The organism is Nonomuraea montanisoli, assembly GCF_013363975.1.
Classification (GTDB): domain Bacteria; phylum Actinomycetota; class Actinomycetes; order Streptosporangiales; family Streptosporangiaceae; genus Nonomuraea; species Nonomuraea montanisoli.
Window position 1 is genome coordinate 168220 of the sequence record NZ_JABWGN010000010.1, and the last position, 18827, is coordinate 187046.

At 72.8% G+C, this 18827-nt stretch carries 21 protein-coding genes and 2 tRNA genes; 7 read left to right on the forward strand and 16 right to left on the reverse strand.

The features are described 5' to 3' along the window. Positions 1 to 17 precede the first annotated feature (17 nt). Together HTZ77_RS26150 and HTZ77_RS26155 are read right to left on the reverse strand one after the other, a co-directional pair. Positions 18 to 1991, reverse strand: coding sequence for a hypothetical protein (locus HTZ77_RS26150; protein ID WP_175592333.1), 1974 nt, complete (start codon positions 1989 to 1991; stop codon positions 18 to 20). A 126-nt stretch (positions 1992 to 2117) separates the two neighbouring features. Further along, positions 2118 to 3071 (reverse strand): thiamine-phosphate kinase, encoded by a 954-nt coding sequence (locus HTZ77_RS26155; RefSeq protein WP_328808790.1) that lies wholly within the window; start codon positions 3069 to 3071, stop codon positions 2118 to 2120. Positions 3072 to 3139: 68 nt separating this feature from the next. Between HTZ77_RS26155 and HTZ77_RS26160 the strand changes: the two genes are divergently transcribed. Then, entirely contained in the window at positions 3140 to 3373 is a 234-nt protein-coding gene (locus tag HTZ77_RS26160; protein ID WP_175592335.1) for an Lrp/AsnC family transcriptional regulator, read from the forward strand. A gap of 30 nt (positions 3374 to 3403) precedes the next feature. Next, positions 3404 to 3826, forward strand: coding sequence for a DUF3515 domain-containing protein (locus tag HTZ77_RS26165; RefSeq protein ID WP_175592336.1), 423 nt, complete (start codon positions 3404 to 3406; stop codon positions 3824 to 3826). A gap of 8 nt (positions 3827 to 3834) precedes the next feature. Here HTZ77_RS26165 and HTZ77_RS26170 read toward each other — a convergent pair whose 3' ends face one another. The 3 genes from HTZ77_RS26170 to HTZ77_RS26180 all read right to left on the reverse strand — a co-directional run bounded on the left by HTZ77_RS26170 (position 3835) and on the right by HTZ77_RS26180 (position 6725). Continuing rightward, a complete protein-coding gene (locus HTZ77_RS26170; protein ID WP_175592337.1) occupies positions 3835 to 4932 on the reverse strand; it encodes a D-alanine--D-alanine ligase family protein in 1098 nt (365 codons plus the stop codon). A gap of 66 nt (positions 4933 to 4998) precedes the next feature. Then, the gene (locus HTZ77_RS26175) at positions 4999 to 6009 is read right to left on the reverse strand and encodes an NAD(P)H-dependent glycerol-3-phosphate dehydrogenase (protein WP_205303607.1); all 1011 of its coding nucleotides are present in this window, start codon (positions 6007 to 6009) and stop codon (positions 4999 to 5001) included. 5 nt (positions 6010 to 6014) lie between these two features. Next, positions 6015 to 6725 carry a lysophospholipid acyltransferase family protein gene (locus HTZ77_RS26180; RefSeq protein WP_175592339.1) on the reverse strand — a complete coding sequence of 237 codons (711 nt, stop codon included), beginning with the start codon at positions 6723 to 6725 and terminating at the stop codon, positions 6015 to 6017. An 82-nt stretch (positions 6726 to 6807) separates the two neighbouring features. On the opposite strand from HTZ77_RS26180, the gene cofC reads away from it, so the two are divergent. After that, positions 6808 to 7440: a 2-phospho-L-lactate guanylyltransferase gene (gene cofC / locus HTZ77_RS26185; protein ID WP_175592340.1), complete on the forward strand. Its 633-nt coding sequence runs from the start codon at positions 6808 to 6810 to the stop codon at positions 7438 to 7440. Here cofC and HTZ77_RS26190 read toward each other — a convergent pair. Beyond that, a complete protein-coding gene (locus HTZ77_RS26190; RefSeq protein ID WP_175592341.1) occupies positions 7382 to 8635 on the reverse strand; it encodes an MFS transporter in 1254 nt (417 codons plus the stop codon). The two genes, cofC and HTZ77_RS26190, sit on opposite strands and share 59 nt — an antisense overlap. Positions 8636 to 8692: 57 nt before the next feature. Here HTZ77_RS26190 and HTZ77_RS26195 point away from each other — a divergent pair, with 57 nt between their 5' ends. Beyond that, a complete protein-coding gene (locus HTZ77_RS26195; protein ID WP_175592342.1) occupies positions 8693 to 8896 on the forward strand; it encodes a hypothetical protein in 204 nt (67 codons plus the stop codon). Between the two features lie 104 nt (positions 8897 to 9000). On the opposite strand, the gene HTZ77_RS26200 is transcribed toward HTZ77_RS26195, so the two are convergent. From HTZ77_RS26200 to leuC, 4 genes are all read right to left on the reverse strand, one after another. Beyond that, on the reverse strand, positions 9001 to 9300 hold the full coding sequence (locus tag HTZ77_RS26200) for an HU family DNA-binding protein (RefSeq protein ID WP_175592343.1): 300 nt from the start codon (positions 9298 to 9300) through the stop codon (positions 9001 to 9003). Positions 9301 to 9400: 100 nt separating this feature from the next. Further along, positions 9401 to 9652: an SCO5555 family protein gene (locus tag HTZ77_RS26205; protein ID WP_175592344.1), complete on the reverse strand. Its 252-nt coding sequence runs from the start codon at positions 9650 to 9652 to the stop codon at positions 9401 to 9403. Continuing rightward, complete coding sequence (gene leuD, locus HTZ77_RS26210; RefSeq protein ID WP_175592345.1) at positions 9631 to 10218, reverse strand: 3-isopropylmalate dehydratase small subunit; 588 nt, start codon at positions 10216 to 10218, stop codon at positions 9631 to 9633. The genes HTZ77_RS26205 and leuD overlap by 22 nt, the downstream gene beginning before the upstream one ends. 73 nt (positions 10219 to 10291) lie before the next feature. Continuing rightward, the gene (gene leuC, locus HTZ77_RS26215) at positions 10292 to 11677 is read right to left on the reverse strand and encodes a 3-isopropylmalate dehydratase large subunit (RefSeq protein ID WP_175592590.1); all 1386 of its coding nucleotides are present in this window, start codon (positions 11675 to 11677) and stop codon (positions 10292 to 10294) included. 122 nt (positions 11678 to 11799) lie between these two features. Between leuC and HTZ77_RS26220 the strand changes: the two genes are divergently transcribed. Continuing rightward, positions 11800 to 12516, forward strand: a complete 717-nt coding sequence (locus HTZ77_RS26220) for an IclR family transcriptional regulator (RefSeq protein WP_175592346.1) — start codon at positions 11800 to 11802, stop codon at positions 12514 to 12516. Positions 12517 to 12632: 116 nt separating this feature from the next. Further along, positions 12633 to 14366, forward strand: coding sequence for a hypothetical protein (locus tag HTZ77_RS26225; RefSeq protein ID WP_175592347.1), 1734 nt, complete (start codon positions 12633 to 12635; stop codon positions 14364 to 14366). A gap of 77 nt (positions 14367 to 14443) precedes the next feature. Here the strand turns inward: HTZ77_RS26225 and HTZ77_RS26230 are convergent, their stop codons facing one another. From HTZ77_RS26230 to HTZ77_RS26245, 4 genes are all read right to left on the reverse strand, one after another. Continuing rightward, positions 14444 to 15295, reverse strand: a complete 852-nt coding sequence (locus tag HTZ77_RS26230) for a hypothetical protein (RefSeq protein ID WP_328808773.1) — start codon at positions 15293 to 15295, stop codon at positions 14444 to 14446. A gap of 117 nt (positions 15296 to 15412) precedes the next feature. Next, positions 15413 to 15485, reverse strand: a tRNA-Glu gene (locus tag HTZ77_RS26235). 20 nt (positions 15486 to 15505) lie between these two features. Further along, positions 15506 to 15581: transfer RNA gene (locus HTZ77_RS26240), tRNA-Glu, on the reverse strand. 127 nt (positions 15582 to 15708) lie between these two features. After that, entirely contained in the window at positions 15709 to 16176 is a 468-nt protein-coding gene (locus HTZ77_RS26245) for a MarR family winged helix-turn-helix transcriptional regulator (protein WP_205303534.1), read from the reverse strand. Positions 16177 to 16242: 66 nt separating this feature from the next. On the opposite strand from HTZ77_RS26245, the gene HTZ77_RS26250 reads away from it, so the two are divergent. Beyond that, complete coding sequence (locus HTZ77_RS26250) at positions 16243 to 16629, forward strand: tautomerase family protein (protein ID WP_175592348.1); 387 nt, start codon at positions 16243 to 16245, stop codon at positions 16627 to 16629. A gap of 61 nt (positions 16630 to 16690) precedes the next feature. Here the strand turns inward: HTZ77_RS26250 and HTZ77_RS26255 are convergent, their stop codons facing one another. Next, positions 16691 to 17308: a response regulator gene (locus HTZ77_RS26255; RefSeq protein WP_175592349.1), complete on the reverse strand. Its 618-nt coding sequence runs from the start codon at positions 17306 to 17308 to the stop codon at positions 16691 to 16693. Continuing rightward, positions 17305 to 18609 (reverse strand): sensor histidine kinase, encoded by a 1305-nt coding sequence (locus HTZ77_RS47650; RefSeq protein WP_328808774.1) that lies wholly within the window; start codon positions 18607 to 18609, stop codon positions 17305 to 17307. The genes HTZ77_RS26255 and HTZ77_RS47650 overlap by 4 nt, the downstream gene beginning before the upstream one ends. Positions 18610 to 18827 lie beyond the last annotated feature (218 nt).

Genomic DNA, 18827 nt, shown 5'->3' on the forward strand with positions numbered 1-18827 from the left:
CGCCCGCCCCCGAGGCGCTAGCCGACGGCGCAGTCGCCGCCCACGAGACCGCAGTTCTCCGGCTCGGCGGCGCGGCCGGTCGCCGTGAAGGTGATCTCGGTCGAGTCGCCCTCCGCCAGCGTGTCCGGCAGGTCGATGATCAGCAGATCGCCGTCCTGCGTGTACTCGGCGCCCGTCAGGTTCAGCACCCGCCCCTTCACCGGCACCGACACGGTGAGCGACTTGATCGCCTGCGGCGAGGAGTTGACCACGTCGAGGTGGGCCGTGTAGCCGGTGAGCCGCTGGCGGACCACGTCGAAGCCGACGCTCACCGAACCGCCCCCGCTGGGACCCGTCGTCTCGGTCGCGGTGGGCACGGGGTTGCCCGTCGCGTTGTCGGCGGGCTGGGTGACCGTGATCGTGCTGGGCTCCTCGGACGGGGTCTCCAGCGCGGTCTCCTCGGTGGGAGTCGGCAGCGGCTCCTGGGTGGGCTTGGCCGCCTTCTTGGTCTTGCTCGGCTTCGGCTCGGGCGTGGCGGAGCGGCGCGGGGCGCGGACGTTCGTCGTGGTCTGCGGGCCCGGCGTGCCGGCGGTCTGCGTCTTCTCGGCCGTGGGCTCGTCCGTCGGCGACGCTTCCCCGCTCTCCTCCTCCGTCGGCTCCTCGGTCTCCTCCGTGGCGGGCTGGGAGCCCTGCGGGCCGGGCTGGTTCGTCGCCTGTACGGCGGCGCAGCCGTCGGCGGGGCAGCCGGACGGCTGCGACGATCCGCTCATCAGCTTCACGCCCGCCACGGTGCCGCCGAGCACGACGGCGACGGCGGCCACCGAGAGCAGCGCGAGACGGCCCCGGTTCCTGGCCGGCGGGTCGGCGTACGGGTCGGCGTCGTCGGACGGGGGCTTGCGGCGCCCGCGGCGGCGCGGTGCGGGGTCGTCGTCGCTCCCGCCGTCCCGGTCGCCGCCGGGCTCGTCGCCGCCCGACCAGCCGGAGCCCAGGAAGCCGTTGTCGGCGCCTTCCGCCCACGCGGGGGCCTGGGCGTCGACCATGGTCGGGGTGCCGAACACCTTGATGTCGCCCGGCTCCGGCGGCGCCTCCGGGGACTGGGCCCGGGTCTGCTCGGCGGCGGCGCCGTCGAGGCCGAACATCTGCGTGGCGTCGCCGCCGCGCCCCTGCGGCCCGTCACCGAACGCCTGGGGCTCGGCGGGTCCGAACGCCTGCGGCCGCTCGCCGAACACGTGGGTCTCGGCCGAGCCGAAGGCGTGGGGCCCCGAGGGCCCGTCGTCGCCGAAGCCCTGGGGACCGGACGGCCGATCGCCGCCGTACGGGTCGTCGCTCACGAAGCCCGGGGTCGAGGAGGGCCTGCCGTCCTCGAACGCGCGGCGGATGGGGGCGCCCCTCCCGCTGAAGACGCGCGTGCCGGAAGGTCCGTCACCGCCGGACACCGGCGGCCCCGAGGGGCTCTCACCGCCGAACGCGTGCGGGCCCGAGGGCCCGTCTCCGCCCGCGGGACGTGGACCGGAGGCCCCGAAGGCGTTCGGCCCCGCGGGGCCGTCGCCGCCGAAGTCCTGCGGCATGCCGAAGGTCTGGGTGCTGTCGCCGATCTCGCCGCCCTGCCCGGGCTCGTCCCAGTGCGGAGGGCGCGCGAAGGCGCCGGTCGTCTCGAACGGCTGCTCCACGGCCGGCCCGGAGCCGGCGCGGGCCCGCGAGGGCGGCGGCTGGAAGGCACCTGTGGTCTCGAACGGGGACTTCTCCGGCGGGCGGACGGCCGCACCGGGGTCCCGCTGGGGCATCGGCGCCCACTGGCCCGTCACGCCCGCCTGGTCCGGCAGCTCCGGCCAGCCGGGCTGCTCGGCCCGCTCGTCATCGGAGTCCCAGAAGGAACTCCTGCTGGTCGGATCCGGCGCGGCGGCCCACTGCGCGGCGCGGTCGGCGAGCCCGAAGTCCTCGTCGTGAGAATCGTCGGACGTGCCGTTCCCCCGTTCGCTCGCGTCGTCGGCTCCACCTGTGTGGCGGCCCATGGCAGCCCTTTCTTGCCGGTTACGATGGCCGCCAATCTTCATAACACCTTCGCTACGACTTTGTCCCAGCATTCCCGTGAGTCACATCTCATAGTGGGAAATTTTCCTGCAAATCGGGACATCTCGTTACTGAAAGTGATCCCAGCCGCCGCGACCCACGTCACGGCCCCGCACGGCCACGCCCTCGCCCTCCACGACGGCCCCCACGACCTGCCAGGCGTCCCCCAACTCCACGTCGGCCGGGAACACGGCCGCGAGCGCGTGATCCTCACCGCCCGTGAGCACCCAGTCGACGGGATCGGCCCCGAGCTCCTTGGCGGCGGCGGCCACCGGCTCACCCACCGTGAGGGCGCCCGGGTCCAGCTCCACCCGCACCCCGCCGGCCCGCGCCAGGTGCCCCAGGTCCTGCAGGAGCCCGTCGCTGACGTCGAGCATCGCGGTGGCGCCCAGCCGCGCCGCCTCCGGCCCGCACGCGTACGGCGGGCACGGCCGCCGGTGCGCCTCCACCGCCTCGAACAGCGGCCCCGCGTCACGCGGGACGTGCCGGCCGGCCTCCAGCAGGGCCAGGCCCGCCGCGGCGTGCCCCAGCCGCCCCGCCACGGCCACCACCTGGCCGGGACGCGCCCCCGACCGGGTCACGGGGGGCCGCCCACCCAGGTCGCCCAGGGCCGTCACGCCGAGCACCACCAGGTCGCTGCGTGCGATGTCGCCGCCGACCACGCTCGCCCCCACGACCGCGCACTCGTCGCGGAACCCGTCGGTCAGCGCGTCGAGCCAGCCGACCGGCAGATCCGCCGGCATGCCCAGCCCGACCACCAGAGACGTCGGAACGGCGCCCATGGCGGCGATGTCGGCGAGGTTCTGCGCCGCGGCCTTGCGGCCCACGTCGTAGCCGCTGGACCAATCGCGGCGAAAGTGCCTACCCTCGAGCAAGAGGTCCGTTGACACCACGACGCGCCCGTCCGGCGCACTCACCATGGCGGCATCGTCGCCCGGTCCGAGCAGAACACTGGCTCCTTGCGGCAGACGTCCGGAAATACGACTTACCGCTCCGAATTCGCCGAGATCTCCGACTCTGATGACACACCTCCTGACCCACACAGGGTACGGTGGCCCTTCGGCGTGATCCAATCGCCCGGGAGGACGTAATGGTGCAGGCCTACATCCTTATTCAGACCGAAGTCGGCAAGGCGGCGAGCGTGGCAGCGGAGATCTCCGGCATCCCCGGGGTCACGCAGGCCGAGGACGTGACGGGACCGTACGATGTGATCGTGCGGGCGGAGGCCCGCAACGTCGACGAACTGGGCAAACTCGTCGTGGCCCAGATCCAGGGCGTCGAGGGGATCACGCGGACCCTGACATGCCCGATCGTGCACATCTGAGGTAGATCTTTCCGGGAGAACTCGCCGTCCATGCGTGCCGCCGCCCTTTCGCTGCTGCTGCTCACGCTCGCCGCGTGCGGCGCCGTCCAGGTCGAGCCGCCCGCCCCGCAGGGCGAGGCGGCCACGGCCTGTCAGCGGCTGTCCGGGCTGCTGCCCCGCACGCTGGACGGCGCCGGACGCGGCACGTCCGTGCCCGAGTCGCCGTACGTGGCCGTCTGGGGCGACGGGGAGATCGCGCTGCGGTGCGGGGTGCCGCGGCCGGCCCGGATGGCGCCGACCGACCAGCTCCAGGAGATCGACGGGGTCGGCTGGTTCGCCGACCCCGACAAGCCCACGCTCTTCACCGCCGTCGCGGCCCCGTTGTACGTGGAGGCGACGATCGCCGGAACGCACGTGGCGCCCCAGGTGCTCGCCGACCTCTCGGGCCCGATCAGCCAGGTCACGCCCAAGTAGTCCCCTGCTCAGCGCAGCCCGGCCGGTCGGTGCAGGGCCAGCTGGACCAGATGGTCCACCAGCTCCGGATAGCTCATCCCCGACGCGGCCCACAGTTGCGGCGCCACCGACAGCGACGTGAACCCGGGCATCGTGTTGATCTCGTTGAAGACGATCCGGCCCTCGGGCGTGTAGAAGAAGTCCACCCGCGAGAGCCCTTCGCACTCCAGCGCCTCGAACGCCCGCACGGCCATCGCCCGCAGCTCCTCCGCCACCTCGCCGGGCAGGTCGGCGGGCACGGTCAGCGACATCTGGTCGGGGTAGTACTTGGCCTCGAAGTCGAAGAACTCCTGGCCGCCCTCGACCTTCACCTCGCCGGGCCGCGAGGCCCGCGGCGGCTCGTCGCCGAGCGACTCGAGCACCGCGCACTCGACCTCGCGTCCCGTCACCGCCGCCTCGATCAGCACCTTGGGGTCGTGCCGCCGGGCCTCCTCGACCGCCTCGGCGAGCGTCGCCCGGTCGTACGCCTTGGAGATGCCCTGGGACGAGCCGGCCCGGGCCGGCTTGACGAACACCGGCCAGCCGAGCTGCTCCTCGGCCTCCTTCAGCACCCGCTCGCGGTCGAGCCGCCAGTCGCGGTCGCGCACCACCAGGTAGCGCCCGATCGGCAGCCCGGCCGCCGCCATGACGGTCTTCATGTACGCCTTGTCCATGCCGACGGCGCTGGCCAGCACCCCGGAGCCGACGTAGCGCACGCCGGCCATCTCCAGCAGCCCCTGGATGGTGCCGTCCTCGGCGAACGGCCCGTGCATCACCGGGAACACCACGTCCACCGCGCCCAGCTCGACCGGGATGCTGCCCGGGTCGTAGGCCACGATCGAGCCCTGACCGGGCGGCAGCGCCAGCGCGGCGCCGGAGGTGTCGACGCTGGGCAGCTCACCCTCCTCGATGGCGAACCGCTGGTCGGCCGCGGCGAGCACCCACCTGCCGTCCTGGGCGATCCCGATGGGGACCACCTCGTACTTGTCCTTGTCGATCGCCTCCAGCACGCTGCCCGCCCCCATGAGGGAGACGGCGTGCTCGGAATTGCGACCCCCGAAAACGACGGCGACGCGTGGCTTGCTCATGACGTCCGAATCTACCGGCGTGTTCCCACCACAGCGAGCCAAGCACGCCGGTGATGTCCGTAATGGTCAGACCCCATACCGCTCAGGCTTGGGTGAACGGGACATCAGAAGCATGCCCGCCTCGCTGGGCGACATGCCGTCGTGGACGACGCCCACGACGACCTCGGTGATCGGCATCTCGACGTCGTGCTTCCTGGCCAGCTCCAGCACCGACTCGCACGACTTGACGCCCTCGGCGGTCTGCTTGGTCGCCGCGACGACCTCCTCCAGGGTCATGCCGCGGCCCAGGCGCTCGCCGAAGGTGCGGTTGCGCGACAGCGGCGAGGTGCAGGTCGCCACGAGGTCGCCCATGCCGGCCAGCCCGGCGAAGGTGTGCGGGTCGGCCCCGAGCGCCGCCCCCAGGCGCGAGATCTCGGCCAGGCCCCTGGTCATCAGCATGGCGCCCACGTTGTCGCCCATGCCCATGCCCGCGGAGACGCCGACGGCCAGGGCGATGACGTTCTTGACCGCGCCGCCCAGCTCCACGCCCACCACGTCGTGGTTGGTGTACGGGCGGAACCACGGCGGCAGGTGGCAGGCCTTCTGCAGCCGCTCGGCCACGGCCTCGTCGGTGCACGCCACGACGGCGGCCGCGGGCTGGCGCTGGGCGATCTCCTTGGCCAGGTTGGGGCCGGACACGACCGCCACCCGCTCCTCGGGGACGTTCGCCACCTCGCGGATGACCTCGCTCATCCGCTTGGTCGTGCCCAGCTCGATGCCCTTCATCAGGCTGACCAGGACGGCGTCCGGCGGGATGTGCTCGCGCCAGGCGGCCAGGTTGGCGCGCAGCGTCTGCGACGGCACGGCGAGCACCACGAAGTCGGCGCCGCGCAGCGCCTCGGCCGGGTCGGTCGTCGCCCGCAGCGAGGCGGGCAGCGCCACGCCCGGCAGGTAGTCGAGGTTGGTGTGGGTGCGGTCGATCGCCTCGACCAGCTCCGGCCGGCGCCCCCACAGCGTGGTCTCGTTGCCGGCCTCGGCCAGGATCATCGCGAACGTGGTGCCCCACGAACCGGTGCCGAACACCGCCGCCTTCGTCATCGTCGTCACCGCCCGGCCGGATCGTAGGGAGTCTCGGGTGCCTTCTCGCCGCGCAGCTCGGCGAGCTGCACGGTGATCGCCGCCATGATGTCGGCGGTCGCCTGGCGCAGCACCTGCCCCTGCGCCGGCTGGCCGGCGTATCCGGACAGGTCGACCGGCGGCCCCACCGACACCCGGAACGTCTTGCGCGGGAAGAGCCTGGGCTTCTTCTCCCCGTACGGCAGCAGCTCATGCGCGCCCCAGTGGGCGACCGGGATCACGGGGGCGCCGCTCTCCAGCGCGAGCCGGGCGGCGCCGGTCTTGCCGACCATCGGCCACAGGTCGGGGTCACGCGTGCAGGTGCCCTCGGGGTAGAAGAGGATCGCGCCGCCGTCGCGCAGCCGCTGCGACGACACCTGCAGCGAACGGACGGCCTCGCTGCTGGCCCGCTCGACGGGGATCGCGCACAGCGAGCGCACGGCGTGACCGAGCACCGGCACCCGGAACAGGCCCGCCTTGGCCAGGATGACCGGCCAGCGCCCCTGGTCGTACAGGAAGTGCGACAACAGCACGGGGTCGGTCCACGACAGGTGGTTGGCGGCGATGATCACCCCGCCCTGGCGGGGGATCCGCTCCCCGTGGCGCCAGTCGCGGCTGATCAGGAGCCGCGACAGTGGCTTCACGATCACCACGGCCAGGGACTCCCAGAAACGCGACGGCCGCGTGAGGCGCCTCATGCTCTCCTCCATCCCGAACGTGGTGTGCGCCCCAAGTCTCCCGGTTGGCCGCGCGGGATGTCGAGGCGCGATGCTTAACCCTATGAGCAACCGCTGGTCACTGGTCATCCCGGTGAAGACACTGGTCGCCGCGAAGACCCGGATGGCCGCCGCGACCGGCCCGCACCGCACGCGGCTGGCCGTCGCCGTGGCCTGCGACACGGTGTCGGCGGCGCTGGAGTGCCCGGCCGTGGCGCGGGTGGTCGTCGTGACCGCCGACCCCGCCGCCGCCGGGCCGCTCGCCGCGCTGGGCGCGGACGTGGTGCACGACCCCGACCGCGGGCTCAACACCGCGCTGCGCACCGGGGCGGCCCACGCCGTACGGCTGGCCCCCGGCGACCCCGTGGGCGCCCTCCAGGCCGACCTGCCCGCGCTGCGGCCCGCCGAGCTGGCCGTGGCGCTGGCCGCGGCGGCGGAGTTCGACCAGGCGTTCGTGCCCGACGCGCTCGACGTGGGCACCACCTTCTACGGGGTACGGCCGGGGCAGCCGTTCACGCCCCGCTTCGGCGGCGAGTCGCGGGCCAAGCACCTGGCGGTCGGCGCCAAGGAGCTGTGCCTGGACGGCATCGACTCGGTCCGCCGCGACGTCGACACCCCCGACGACCTGCGCGCCGCCGTCAGGCTGGGTCTCGGTCGGCACACCGCGGCCGTGGTGGCGGAGCTGTGGCCGTCCTGATGCGGGGCGCGGTGACGACCGCCAGGTGGGAGAGGCCGAGCGCGGCGACGCCCACGGCGAACACCGCGTAGCCGCCCGTCCGCTCCCCCAGCGCTCCGCCGAGCAGCCCGCCCAGCGGGAACGCGCCCCACATGACGAAGCGCATGGCGGCGTTGACGCGGCCCAGGAGGTGCGCGGGGGTGACCCGCTGGCGGTGGCTGAGCTGGGTGACGCCGAACACCGAGCTCGCCGCGCCGAACAGCGCCCCCGCCGCGGGCAGGAACGCCAGGCGCCAGCCGGGGCCGGTGGCCAGCGCGGGCAGGTAGACCACGGTGGCCAGCGCCGCCGAGCCGTACAGGGTGGCGCCCGTGCCGAAGCGGGCGGTCAGCCGGGGCACCAGCGCCGCGCCGGCCAGCGCGCCGCAGGCGGAGGCCGACAGCAGCAGCCCGTACGCGCCGGGGCCGATCTTCAGCTCCTTGACCAGGTAGAGCGGGAAGCCGACCGCGCAGACGCTGTTGGCGGCCATGACGAGCGCCCCGACGACGGCGACGCGGCGCAGCACCGGCTCCCGGACGACGAAGGCCAGGCCCTCGGCCATCTCCCGCCGCAGCCCGTGCCGTGACGGCCGCTCCGCGGCCTCCGGGGGGCGTTCCTCGGCTCGTACGCGGGACAGGAGCAGCGCGGAGGCGAGATAGCTGACGGAGTCGGCGAGCAGGGCGACGGGCGCGGTGAGCAGGTTGACCAGCCAGCCGCCGACGCCCGGGCCGGCGAGGAGCGAGACGTTGCGGGTGACCTCCAGGGCGCTGTTGCCGCGTTCGAGCCGGTCCTCGGGCACGACGGCGGGCAGCAGGCTCATGTGGGCCACGTCGAAGAACACGGTGCCGAACCCCAGGATCAGCGCCACGGCGTAGAGCTGTGGAAGGGTCAGCACGCCCGCCCAGGCCGCGAGCGGCACCGTGACGAGCGCCAGGCCGCGTACCAGGTCGGACCAGACGAGGACGGGCAGCCGGCGGACCCGGTCCACCCAGACGCCCGCGGGCAGGCCCACGAGCAGGAAGGCGACCATCTGGGCTGCCGAGAGCAGGCCGAGCTCCAGCGCTCCGGCGTCCAGCGCGAGGACGGCGGCCAGGGGGAGCGCGACGATGGTGACCTGCGTGCCCATCTGGGTCACGCCGTTCGCCCAGACGAAGCGCCGGAAGTCGGGGTTCGAACGCATAAGTAGCGATCCTCGGGGGTTCCGCTTCCCGATGGCAAACGGATTAGGCTGGTGCGCGTGCAGGCCACGGTGCGCACCTTCGACGAGGTCACCCGCTCCGGCACGGTCTTCCTGGACGACGGGACCGTGCTGTCCTTCGGCGCCCACGCCTTCGACGCGGGCCCGCTGCTGCTGCTGCGCTCGGGGCAGCGGGTGCGGCTGGCGATGACGGACGGGGAGATCAGCTACGTGACGCTGTCCACGTTCCCCGTGCCGGAGTGATCCGCCGCCGGGCCCCCGCGACCGCGCAGCCCCCGCGACCGCGCAGTCCCCGCAAACGCGAAGCGCCCGGCCCCCGAGACGGGGACCGGGCGGGTGCGACGTCGTTACTTCTTCTTCGCGGCCTTCTTGCCGCCGGCGTTCACCAGCTCCTTGAAGTCCGAACCAGGCCGGAACTTCGGCCCCCAGCTCTCGGCGACCTTGATCTCCGCGCCGGTCGACGGGTTCCTGGCCGAGCGGGCCGGCTTGTGGACCATCTCGAACGCACCGAAACCGGTGATCGAGACCTTGTCTCCGCCGGCCACGGCCTTCTGGACGACGTCGATGATCGCGTTGACCGCTTCGGTCGCCGTCTTCCGGTCGCCGACGCGCTCTACGATGGCATCGACGAGCTCTCGCTTGTTCATGTAAGTTGTGCTCCCCCCGTTACGGCTCGGGGTTCCAGCTAACGAAGTTCGACGTAGAAACCCCTTACTCTCCCGAAACTAGGCCGGATTGCGGGCGAACTCAATCACCCGGCGTGCTTTCGGGTGCGCGTGGCGTGTCGAGATCGCCGTCCAGGGAGGCCAGGAGAAGATCCAGACGGGCCGCCGCCCGTGCCGGATCGCGCTTGGCGAGGTCGCAGATCGTCAGATATCGCCGCGCCAGCCGCTCTTTCTCGTCGGCGGGAAGCCCGGTGAGCACGGCGCTGACGCGGCGGTGCGCCTCGCGCAGCCGCCGCGCCAGCTCGTCGTCGTCTAGACGGTCGTCGGCAGCCACGGCTGCCGCTCATTCTCGTACGCCGCGACGTCGTCGGCGTGCCGCAGGGTCAGGCCGATGTCGTCGAGGCCCTCCATGAGCCGCCAGCGGGTGTAGTCGTCGATCTCGAAGCCGACGACCTCGCCGGCCCAGCGGACCTCGCGGCCCTCCAGATCGACCGTCACCTGCAGCGACGGGTCGGCCTCGGCGGCGGCCTGCAGCGCCTCGACCTTCTCGGCCGGCAGGATGACCGGCAGCAGGCCCATCTTGGTGGAGTTGTTGCGGAAGATGTCGCCGAACCGGGCGGCGATCACCACGCGGAAACCGTACTGCTGCAGCGCCCAGACGGCGTGCTCGCGCGATGAGCCGGTGCCGAAGTCGGGTCCGGAGACCAGGATCGAGGCGCCCTGGTAGGCCGGGTCGTTGAGGACGAAGCCGGGGTCCTCGCGCCAGGCGGAGAACAGGCCCTTCTCGAAGCCGGTGCGGCTGACCTGCTTGAGCCAGACGGCCGGGATGATCTGGTCGGTGTCGACGTTGCTGCGGCGCAGCGGCACCGCCGTACCGGTGTGGGTGACGAACGCGTCCATGGTCGGGATCTCCTAGAGGTCGGCAGACGGAAGCACGTCGGTCAGGTGGCCTGGCCGCCTGACCGTGACCGCGCTAGAGGTCCGCGGGAGCGGTCAGGTGGCCGGTGACGGCGGTCGCGGCGGCGACCTGCGGCGACACCAGGTGGGTGCGGCCACCCTTGCCCTGGCGGCCCTCGAAGTTGCGGTTGGAGGTCGAGGCGCTGCGCTCGCCCGGCTGGAGCGTGTCGGGGTTCATGCCGAGGCACATGGAGCAGCCGGCCTCGCGCCACTCGGCGCCGGCGGCCTTGAACACCTCGTGCAGCCCCTCCTGCTCGGCCTGCAGCTTGACCAGCATCGAGCCGGGCACGATGAGCGTGCGCGTCTTCACCTGCCGGCCGCGCAGGATCTCGGCGGCCGAGCGGAGGTCCTCGATGCGGCCGTTGGTGCAGGAGCCGACGAAGACGGTGTCGACCTCGATCTCGCGCAGCGGGGTGCCGGCGGTCAGGCCCATGTACTCCAGGGCGCGCTCGGCGGCGGAGCGCTCGATCGGGTCGGCGAAGCTCGCCGGGTCGGGCACCGACGCGCCCAGCGGCAGGCCCTGGCCGGGGTTGGTGCCCCACGTGACGTACGGGGTGAGCGTGGCGGCGTCGATCTCGACGACCTTGTCGAAGACGGCGTCGTCGTCGGTGCGCAGCGACGTCCAGTACTCGACCGCCTGGTCCCACAGCTCGCCGGAGGGCGCGTGCGGGCGGCCCTTGAGGTAGGCGAACGTGGTCTCGTCCGGGGCGATCAGGCCCGCCCGGGCGCCGGCCTCGATCGACATGTTGCACACCGTCATCCGGCCCTCCATGGAGAGCTTGCGGATGGCCTCGCCGCGGTACTCGACGATGTAGCCCTGGCCGCCGCCGGTGCCGATCTTGGCGATGATGGCCAGGATGAGGTCCTTGGCGGTGACGCCCGCGGGCAGCTCGCCCGAGACCTCGATGGCCATGGTCTTCGGCCGGTAGGCGGGCAGGGTCTGCGTGGCCAGCACGTGCTCGACCTCGGAGGTGCCGATGCCGAACGCGATGCCGCCGAACGCGCCGTGCGTGGAGGTGTGGGAGTCGCCGCAGACGATGGTCATGCCCGGCTGGGTCAGGCCGAACTGCGGGCCGATGATGTGCACCACGCCCTGGCCGGCGTCGCCCATGGGGTGCAGCCGGATGCCGAACTCGGCGGCGTTCTTGCGCAGCGTCTCGACCTGGGTCTTGGAGACCGGGTCGGCGATGGGGCCGAGCACGGTCGGGACGTTGTGGTCCTCGGTCGCGATGGTGAGGTCGGGCCTGCGCACCTCACGGCCGGCGAGCCGGAGCCCGTCGAACGCCTGCGGGCTGGTCACCTCGTGGATGAGGTGCAGGTCGATGTAGAGCAGGTCGGGCTCGCCGTCGGCGCGGCGCACGACGTGCTGCTCCCAGACCTTCTCCGCCAGTGTGCGGCCCATGATCTCCTCCTGCTTTTCCACGACTGCTGCTTGCCGGCGATGCTCCGCATCGCGGCTCAGTCGCGGTGTGTAGCTTCGCCTCCGACTTGCTTTCTCATATGTCGAGACGGCAGTATCGGTCTATGGACAACTCTAGCGGAGTCGGAGTACTCGACAAGGCCGTTCTGGTGCTCAATGCCCTCGAAGCCGGCCCGGCCTCGCTGGCCCAGCTCGTTCAGGCCACCGGATTGGCCCGCCCCACCGCGCATCGGCTCGCGGTCGCCCTCGAACACCACCGCATTGTGAGCCGTGACACACAGGGCAGGTTCGTCCTGGGTCCGCGGCTCTCGGAGTTGTCCACGGCCGCCGGCGAGGACCGGCTGCTCGCGGTGGCCGCGCCGGTGCTGATGCAGTTGCGCGACCTGACGGGTGAGAGCGCGCAGCTCTATCGCCGCCAGGGTGACGAGCGCGTGTGCGTGGCCGCGGCGGAACGCGCGAGCGGCCTGCGTGACACCGTACCGGTGGGATCGGCGCTGCCCATGGGGGCGGGTTCGGCGGCGCAGATCCTGCTGGCCTGGGAGGAGCCCGACCGGCTGCACCGCGGGTTGCGCGGCGCCAAGTTCACCGCCGCGACGCTCGCGTCGGTGCGCCGCCGCGGCTGGGCCCACAGCGTGGGCGAGCGGGAGCAGGGCGTGGCGAGCGTGTCGGCGCCCATCCGGGGCAGCGGCGGCAAGGTCATCGCCGCGGTGTCGGTGTCGGGCCCCATCGAGCGGCTCACGCGGGCGCCCGGACGCCTGCACGCCGTACCGGTGATGGCCGCCGCCGAGCGGATCACCGAATCGATGCGCCGCTCGTCATGATCAGGATGGGCGTGGCGGCCCGGCCGCTGTCGTGATCATGAAGCGCCGCACGTCATGATCGGCAAAAGCACGGATTTGGGGGGCCGAGTGCGCCGTCGGCGCACTAGCCTGAGTGCGTGACAGATCGCATCGAGGTAGCCGCCACTGAGCTGCGACCGCTGCTCGAAGAGTTCATCCTGTGGGCGCGGGTCAACGCGCCCGACAGCGACCCCGAGCTCGTCGGGCCCGCCGCCCTGTGGCACCGTCTCGCCTTCTCCAGCGACCTCGGCACGTGGAAGCGCGCCGACCTGCGTAACCTGCTCCTGGACCGCATGCCGAAGGTCGTGGAGGACCCGGACTCCGCCGCCGACGGCATGCTGCCGGCCGTGGACGCGTACCTCACCTTCCTCTCCCAGACCGGGAGGCTGACCAAGGGCTCCGACTCCCTGGACGGCCTGCGGGAGGAGCTCGACGACGTCGAGGACGAGTTCGTCGAGCTGATGGAGGAGCTCCTCGACGACGCCGAGGGCGACGACGAGGACGAGGAGGAGGAGACCAGCGATCTGGGCGACTTCGAGCCGTTCGCGGACGAGCTCGCCGACCTGCCCACGATCCGGCTGCGGCCGGACGCCGAGCTGGCCGCCGCCGCCCGCGAGGTGCCGCTGATCGCCAAGGCCCGCGACCTGGCCGTGTGGGTCGGCTCCGGCCGCCGCGTCGGCGAGGACACCCTGCTGTCCGACGCCGAGGTGGAGGAGGCGCTGGCCGCCGCCGGCCTGCCCAGGCCGGAGACCGAGGGCTCCCTCGCCGAGGCCGTGCCCCAGCTCTGGAACGTCTGGAACCTCGCCGTCGACCTGGAGTTCCTGGAGCCGGGCGAGGGCAACACGGTGGCCGTGCAGGACGACACGTCCGAGTGGCCGTTCGGCGACGACGAGGACGTGCTCGACGCCTGGATGCTCGGCCTCCACTCGATCGACTACGGCGACCCGGAGCTGCCCGACGACGACCTGACCATGGCCCTCGCGGGGCTCACCCGCGGCGTGCTGGTGCGGCTGCTGCTGGCCGGCGGCTCGCGTGAGCTCGACGGCCTGCGCCAGGAGCTCGCCGACGCCGCCGCCGACCTCGACGAGCTCGGCTCCGACGCGTGGGAGGCCGCCGGCGACCCGCTGGCCCCGGCCGTCGAGTGGCTCACCGGCTACGGCATGGTCACCCTCGACGAGGCACAGGGGGCCGGCGGGACGCTCAGCCTGACGGCGCTCGGCACCGAGGGCGTCATCCACCTCGTGGACGACGCCGACATCGAGATCGACGCGCGGCCCGCCATCGAGTCGATGAGCGCCCACGAGCTGCTCGCGCTCAGCGCCGAGCTGCCGGAGGAGGAGGCCGACGCCGAGTTCGCCGCCTGGATGCGGCTGCGCGAGCCGGGCCGGGCGGCCGAGGAGCTGCTGGAGGCGGCGGCCGAGGACGAGAGCGACGCGCTCATCCGCGTCCAGGCCGCCAGCGTGGTGGGCACGCTCGGCGAGGAGGCCGTACCGGCCTGGCAGGCGGCGCTGAAGGAGCCGTCGCTGCGCCCGTACGCGGCCACGCACCTGAGCCAGCTCGGGGTCGAGGGGGCGCCCGAGCCGACCCAGGACGACACCCACTGGCTGATCCTGGACATGTGGACCATCTCCGCCGGGCTGGGCCGCTCGGAGTTCGTCAGCAGCCTGCGCGACATCGGCCCGGACCTGCTCAACAACCTGCTGGAGGTGATCTGGAAGATCCCGCACGCTCACGTGGAGGAGCTGCTGGACCTGATCTCCCAGGTGCACCCGGACAAGCAGGTCGCCAAGGCGGCCCGCCGGGCGCTGTTCAAGGCCCGCTCGCACCAGTAGCCGTCCGCTTGCGCCGCTGTGCCCCGTGACCGCCTTTCGCGGCTCGGGGCACAGCGGTTCTCGGTCTGTGGTCCTGCCTAGGGAGCGAGGACGTCGTCGAGGGAGTCGGCGGTGGCGGCCCGACGGATCCACTCCTGGATCTGGGCGAGATCGGTGCAGCCGGCGATCCGCAGCCTGGCCTGCTCGGTCAGGGTGAGGCCGCGCGCCTCCAGAAAGGTGATCAGGGCCTCGATCTCGCCCTCCGCCTTACCCTTGCCGAAGTGCTCACGAGCGAAGGGACTGTAGACCGGCCACGCCGTTGACGACATGATCTCCTCCAGGTTCTGCTTCACGCCCACAGAGGCGAGGTCATAAGCGTATTCATAGTACTGCGGAGCGTGTTCGCCGCCGACCTCTGCCAACGCGACGACGAACGCCTCCACGACGGGGCGGCTCTGGCCGTGGAGCATCACGGACACTGTGGCCAGTTCCATGCATGCGGCGGCTTCGACGGGGTCGGTGATGGCCGGCACCTGGTCCGGCCCCATGACGAGGGGCGTCAACGAGTACCCCGGCAGCTTCGTGACGATCGGCGCGGCGGCCCAGGCCCCTACCTTGTCCGTCGGGCACACGACGAGCACCACGACCGGGCAGTCGAGCCGCAGCCACAGGGAGGCAGCGTATCGAGCCCAGGCGATCCGCTTCGTCTCGACGGGCTCAAGCTGGACCTCGATGACGACGGCCAGCTCGGGATCCCTCGGGGGCCCCAATGTGATCACCGTGTCGGCGTAGCAGTCACGGGAGTGCCGGTCGTTGAACTCTCCCGTGGTGACCTCGACATAGGTGTCCGTCGAGAGGTCGGGGTCGTAGAGCCGCTGAAGGATCTCAACGGCGAACGCCGGGCGGCCTCTGAAGAGCCCGTTCAGCGTGTCATGGATGATGGATGGCACATCGCCGTACGTTATCAGTTGAGTACGGATTGTGACGGGAATTCGCAAAGCCGGATCGAACGAGAACACGAAAAACGCCCCGGCGCGGAGGCGCACGGGGCGTTGTGAGAGAAGACGTAGTCCCGACCGGATTCGAACCGGCGCTACCGCCTTGAGAGGGCGGCGTCCTGGGCCACTAGACGACGGGACCTTCGTTGACTTGTGTGACTGTGGTAGTCCCGACCGGATTCGAACCGGCGCTACCGCCTTGAGAGGGCGGCGTCCTGGGCCACTAGACGACGGGACCGCGTCCCACAAGCAATCCGCCGGGCTGCCCCGGCGACGGACGTAACTCTACCGCACCTCCGAGACCACAACCAAACCGCGATCAGGCGCATGGAGCGGGGCGGTAGATCGTGGCGCGGTCGTGACGGTCAGCCGTGCGTCCGCCTGCCCAGAGCGGCCTCGAAGGCCCGCATCGTCCAAACGATCGTGGCGCGTTCGGCCGGCGTGAGGTCGGCCAGGACCTCGTCCCAGGCCAGCGCGCTGCCCGCCAGCCACTCGCGGATCGGCTCGACGTACCGCGGCGCGATCGCCACGACCCGTCGCCGCCGGTCGGCGTCGTCCTCCTGCCGCGTCAGGACGCCGCGGCGCGACAGGTCGCCCACCATGAGGCTGACGGTCGTCGGAGCGATCTCCAGGCGCTCCGACAGCCCGCTCACCGTGAGCGGGCCGTCGTACTGCAGGTAGGCCAGCAGCGACAGGTGGCGGGGCGCGAGGTCGAGCGTCCGCAGCGCCTCGGGGACGGGCAGCCGCTTGGCCCGCCCGACGATCCTGGGCATCAGCAGCAGCATCGACCGCACGGCCTGGTCGGTGGTCATGCCGTCCGCGTCGTTGACCATGGAGCTCCTCTCCGATTATCTTTGATGTCAAAGCTAATTTGATGACAAACGAACAGAGGGTCCACGATGCCACATCTGACGGTCCGGGTCCTGGAGCCGCAGCTCGGGGGGAAGGAAACGGCCCTCATCGCCGCGCTGACCGAGGCGGTGGTCGAGGTGTACGGCGAGTGGGCGCGCGACGTCGTGGTGATCCACCTCGACGGCGTGCCCGCCGGACGGTGGGGCCTGGGAGGCGAGCCGGTCGAGGAGGCGCCGCCCGCGATCATGTTCGGCATCCGCGAGGCGGCGTTCACCCGTCCGGACAGCGAGGAGCTCGTCGCCCGGCTCGTGCGAACCGTCACCGGCGCCGTCGCCGGCGTCCTCGGCGCGCACCTGCGCGACACGATCACGGTCGAGCTGGTCGCCACCCCGGCCGGCCGGACCGCCGTCGGAGGCGTGATCGTCGACGGCTAGCCGGCGACGTGCGCGAAGCGCGGCCGGCCGGTCAGCAGACCGTGACGTTCGCGGAGCGCGGCTAGCCGGTCAGCAGGCCGCGGCGGTAGGCCTCCGCCACGGCGGCCGCGCGGTCGTGGACGTCGAGCTTGGCGTAGACGTGCAGGAGGTGGGTCTTGACGCTGGCCTGGCTGATGAACAGCCGCGCGGCGGCCTGCTGGTTGGTCGCCCCGCCCGCCACCAGCCGCAGCACCTCCAGCTCACGCGGGCTCAGCGCGCCCCGCGCGGGCTTGCGCACCTGCTCGGCCAGGCGGCCCACGACGGCGGGCGCGAGGACCGTCTCGCCGCGTACGGCGGCGCGGACCGCGCGCACCAGCTCGTGCGCCGGGGCGTCCTTGAGCAGGTAGCCCGCCGCGCCCGCCTCCAGCGCGGTCAGCACGTCCGTGTCGAACGTGGTCAGCACCAGCACCCGCGGCGCCGCCGGGCCGAGCGCCCGCAGCTCGCGGATGGCGGTGACGCCGTCCATGCCGGGCATGCGCAGGTCCAGGAGGACGAGGTCCGGGGTCAGCTCGGCCGCCAGCCTGACCGCCCCGGCCCCGTCGGACGCCTCCCCCACGACCTCCAGGTCCGGCTCCGCGTCCAGCGCCGCGCGCAGGCCGTCGCGCACGATCGGGTGGTCGTCCACCAGGAGCAGCCTCATGCCTCGCTCCACGCCTCCCCTCCCGCTTCGTGTCCCGTGCGCGCCGGGCGGCCCGCTTCGTGCCCCGTGCGTACGGGCTGGCCCGCTTCGTCGTCCATGCGTGCGGGCAGGGCCGGGACGGTCGCCGCGACGGCCGTGCCCCCTCCCGGTTCCGACTCGATCTCCAGCGTGCCGCCGACTCCCCGCACCCGCCGCCTCATCCCGTCCAGCCCGAAGCCGTCAGTGACCGCCTGCGGGTCGAAACCGGTCCCGTCGTCTCGGACGTCCAGCAGGACCGTGTCGTCCTCGTACGAGAGCGTCAGGACCGTTCTGGTGGCGTCGGCGTGCTTGGCGACGTTGGCCAGGGCCTCCTGGGCCACGCGCAGGAGGGTGTCCTCCACACCGGCGGCCAGCGCCACCGGCGTGCCGGTCAGCTCGAACGTCAGCCCGGCGCGCGCCCCGCGGTTCCAGTCGTCCGCCATGCGGCCGAGGGCGTCGGGCAGCCGGGAGTCCTCCAGCGGCCCGGGGCGCAGCGCGCTCACCGCCCGGCGCGTCTCGCTCAGACCGCGCCGGGCCAGCTCGGACGCGTGAGCGAGGCGGCGCCGGCGGTCGGCGTCATGACCGGCCAGGTCGGCGCGGCCGGCGGCGTCGAGCTGCCCGATCAACGCGACGAGGTCCTGGGCGACCGTGTCGTGGATCTCGCCCGCGACCCGGTGCCGCTCGTCGAGCACGCCCGCGTGCCTGGCCTGGCCGAGCAGCCGGGCGTGCAGGTCGGCGTTGTCGGCCAGGGCGGCGCGCAGCTCGCCGATGAGGCGGCGGCGCCGGTCGCTCTCGGCGCTGACGTACCAGCCGGCGGCCACCAGCGGGACGGCGATGCCGGCGATCACGGTGAGCAGCCCGGCGGGGTCGCGCGCCCCGGCCTGGGCGGCGACGATGACGGCGGCCGTGAGCGTCATCCCGGCGATGACCAGCCGGGTGGGCAGCAGGGCGACGGCCAGCGGATAGCCGGCGGAGGCGAGCAGGGTGAAGGCCGGGTGGTGCGCGGCCAGGATCCCGGCGAGGGCGAGGAAGCCGGCGTAGTGCGCGGCGGCGAGCGCGGGCAGGTCGTGGCGGCGCGCGTGCGACCACGGGAGCGGCGTCAGCCAGAGGGCCGTCAGCCCCGCCGCGACCGGCCAGGGCACCGAGGCGAGCCAGGGCGCCACCGCGAGCACGACGTTGCGCGAGCCGCCCGCGCCGTGTCCCGTGGTCGCGCCGGCCCCGGAGTCCCCGGTGAGCGCGGCGGCCACCGTGGAGACGACGAGCAGGCCGTAGGCGATCGTCACGTGCACGAGGCGCTCGCGGCCCTCCGGCCCTTCTCCCGCGGATCCGCTCGATGCGGTCCCTCTCAGGCGCCCGGCCGCCCTCGCGAGCCCTGACATCTTCACGAGCCCGCCCCGTCCGTACGGGTCAGGGTCAGCCGATCGGTGGATGCCCGGCCTCCACCGGACGACGAGCCGCCCGGGCGATGTACGCCCCCTCCGCCCCCGGGGAGCATCGTCAC

Coding starts and splice junctions, on each gene's coding strand:
- HTZ77_RS26150 (WP_175592333.1), bottom strand. CDS start 1,991: ATGGGCCGCCACACAGGTGGAGCCGACGACGCGAGCGAACGGGGGAAC.
- HTZ77_RS26160 (WP_175592335.1), top strand. CDS start 3,140: ATGGTGCAGGCCTACATCCTTATTCAGACCGAAGTCGGCAAGGCGGCG.
- HTZ77_RS26165 (WP_175592336.1), top strand. CDS start 3,404: ATGCGTGCCGCCGCCCTTTCGCTGCTGCTGCTCACGCTCGCCGCGTGC.
- HTZ77_RS26170 (WP_175592337.1), bottom strand. CDS start 4,932: ATGAGCAAGCCACGCGTCGCCGTCGTTTTCGGGGGTCGCAATTCCGAG.
- HTZ77_RS26175 (WP_205303607.1), bottom strand. CDS start 6,009: ATGACGAAGGCGGCGGTGTTCGGCACCGGTTCGTGGGGCACCACGTTC.
- HTZ77_RS26180 (WP_175592339.1), bottom strand. CDS start 6,725: ATGAGGCGCCTCACGCGGCCGTCGCGTTTCTGGGAGTCCCTGGCCGTG.
- cofC (WP_175592340.1), top strand. CDS start 6,808: ATGAGCAACCGCTGGTCACTGGTCATCCCGGTGAAGACACTGGTCGCC.
- HTZ77_RS26190 (WP_175592341.1), bottom strand. CDS start 8,635: ATGCGTTCGAACCCCGACTTCCGGCGCTTCGTCTGGGCGAACGGCGTG.
- HTZ77_RS26200 (WP_175592343.1), bottom strand. CDS start 9,300: ATGAACAAGCGAGAGCTCGTCGATGCCATCGTAGAGCGCGTCGGCGAC.
- leuD (WP_175592345.1), bottom strand. CDS start 10,218: ATGGACGCGTTCGTCACCCACACCGGTACGGCGGTGCCGCTGCGCCGC.
- leuC (WP_175592590.1), bottom strand. CDS start 11,677: ATGGGCCGCACACTGGCGGAGAAGGTCTGGGAGCAGCACGTCGTGCGC.
- HTZ77_RS26220 (WP_175592346.1), top strand. CDS start 11,800: ATGGACAACTCTAGCGGAGTCGGAGTACTCGACAAGGCCGTTCTGGTG.
- HTZ77_RS26245 (WP_205303534.1), bottom strand. CDS start 16,176: ATGGTCAACGACGCGGACGGCATGACCACCGACCAGGCCGTGCGGTCG.
- HTZ77_RS26250 (WP_175592348.1), top strand. CDS start 16,243: ATGCCACATCTGACGGTCCGGGTCCTGGAGCCGCAGCTCGGGGGGAAG.
- HTZ77_RS26255 (WP_175592349.1), bottom strand. CDS start 17,308: ATGAGGCTGCTCCTGGTGGACGACCACCCGATCGTGCGCGACGGCCTG.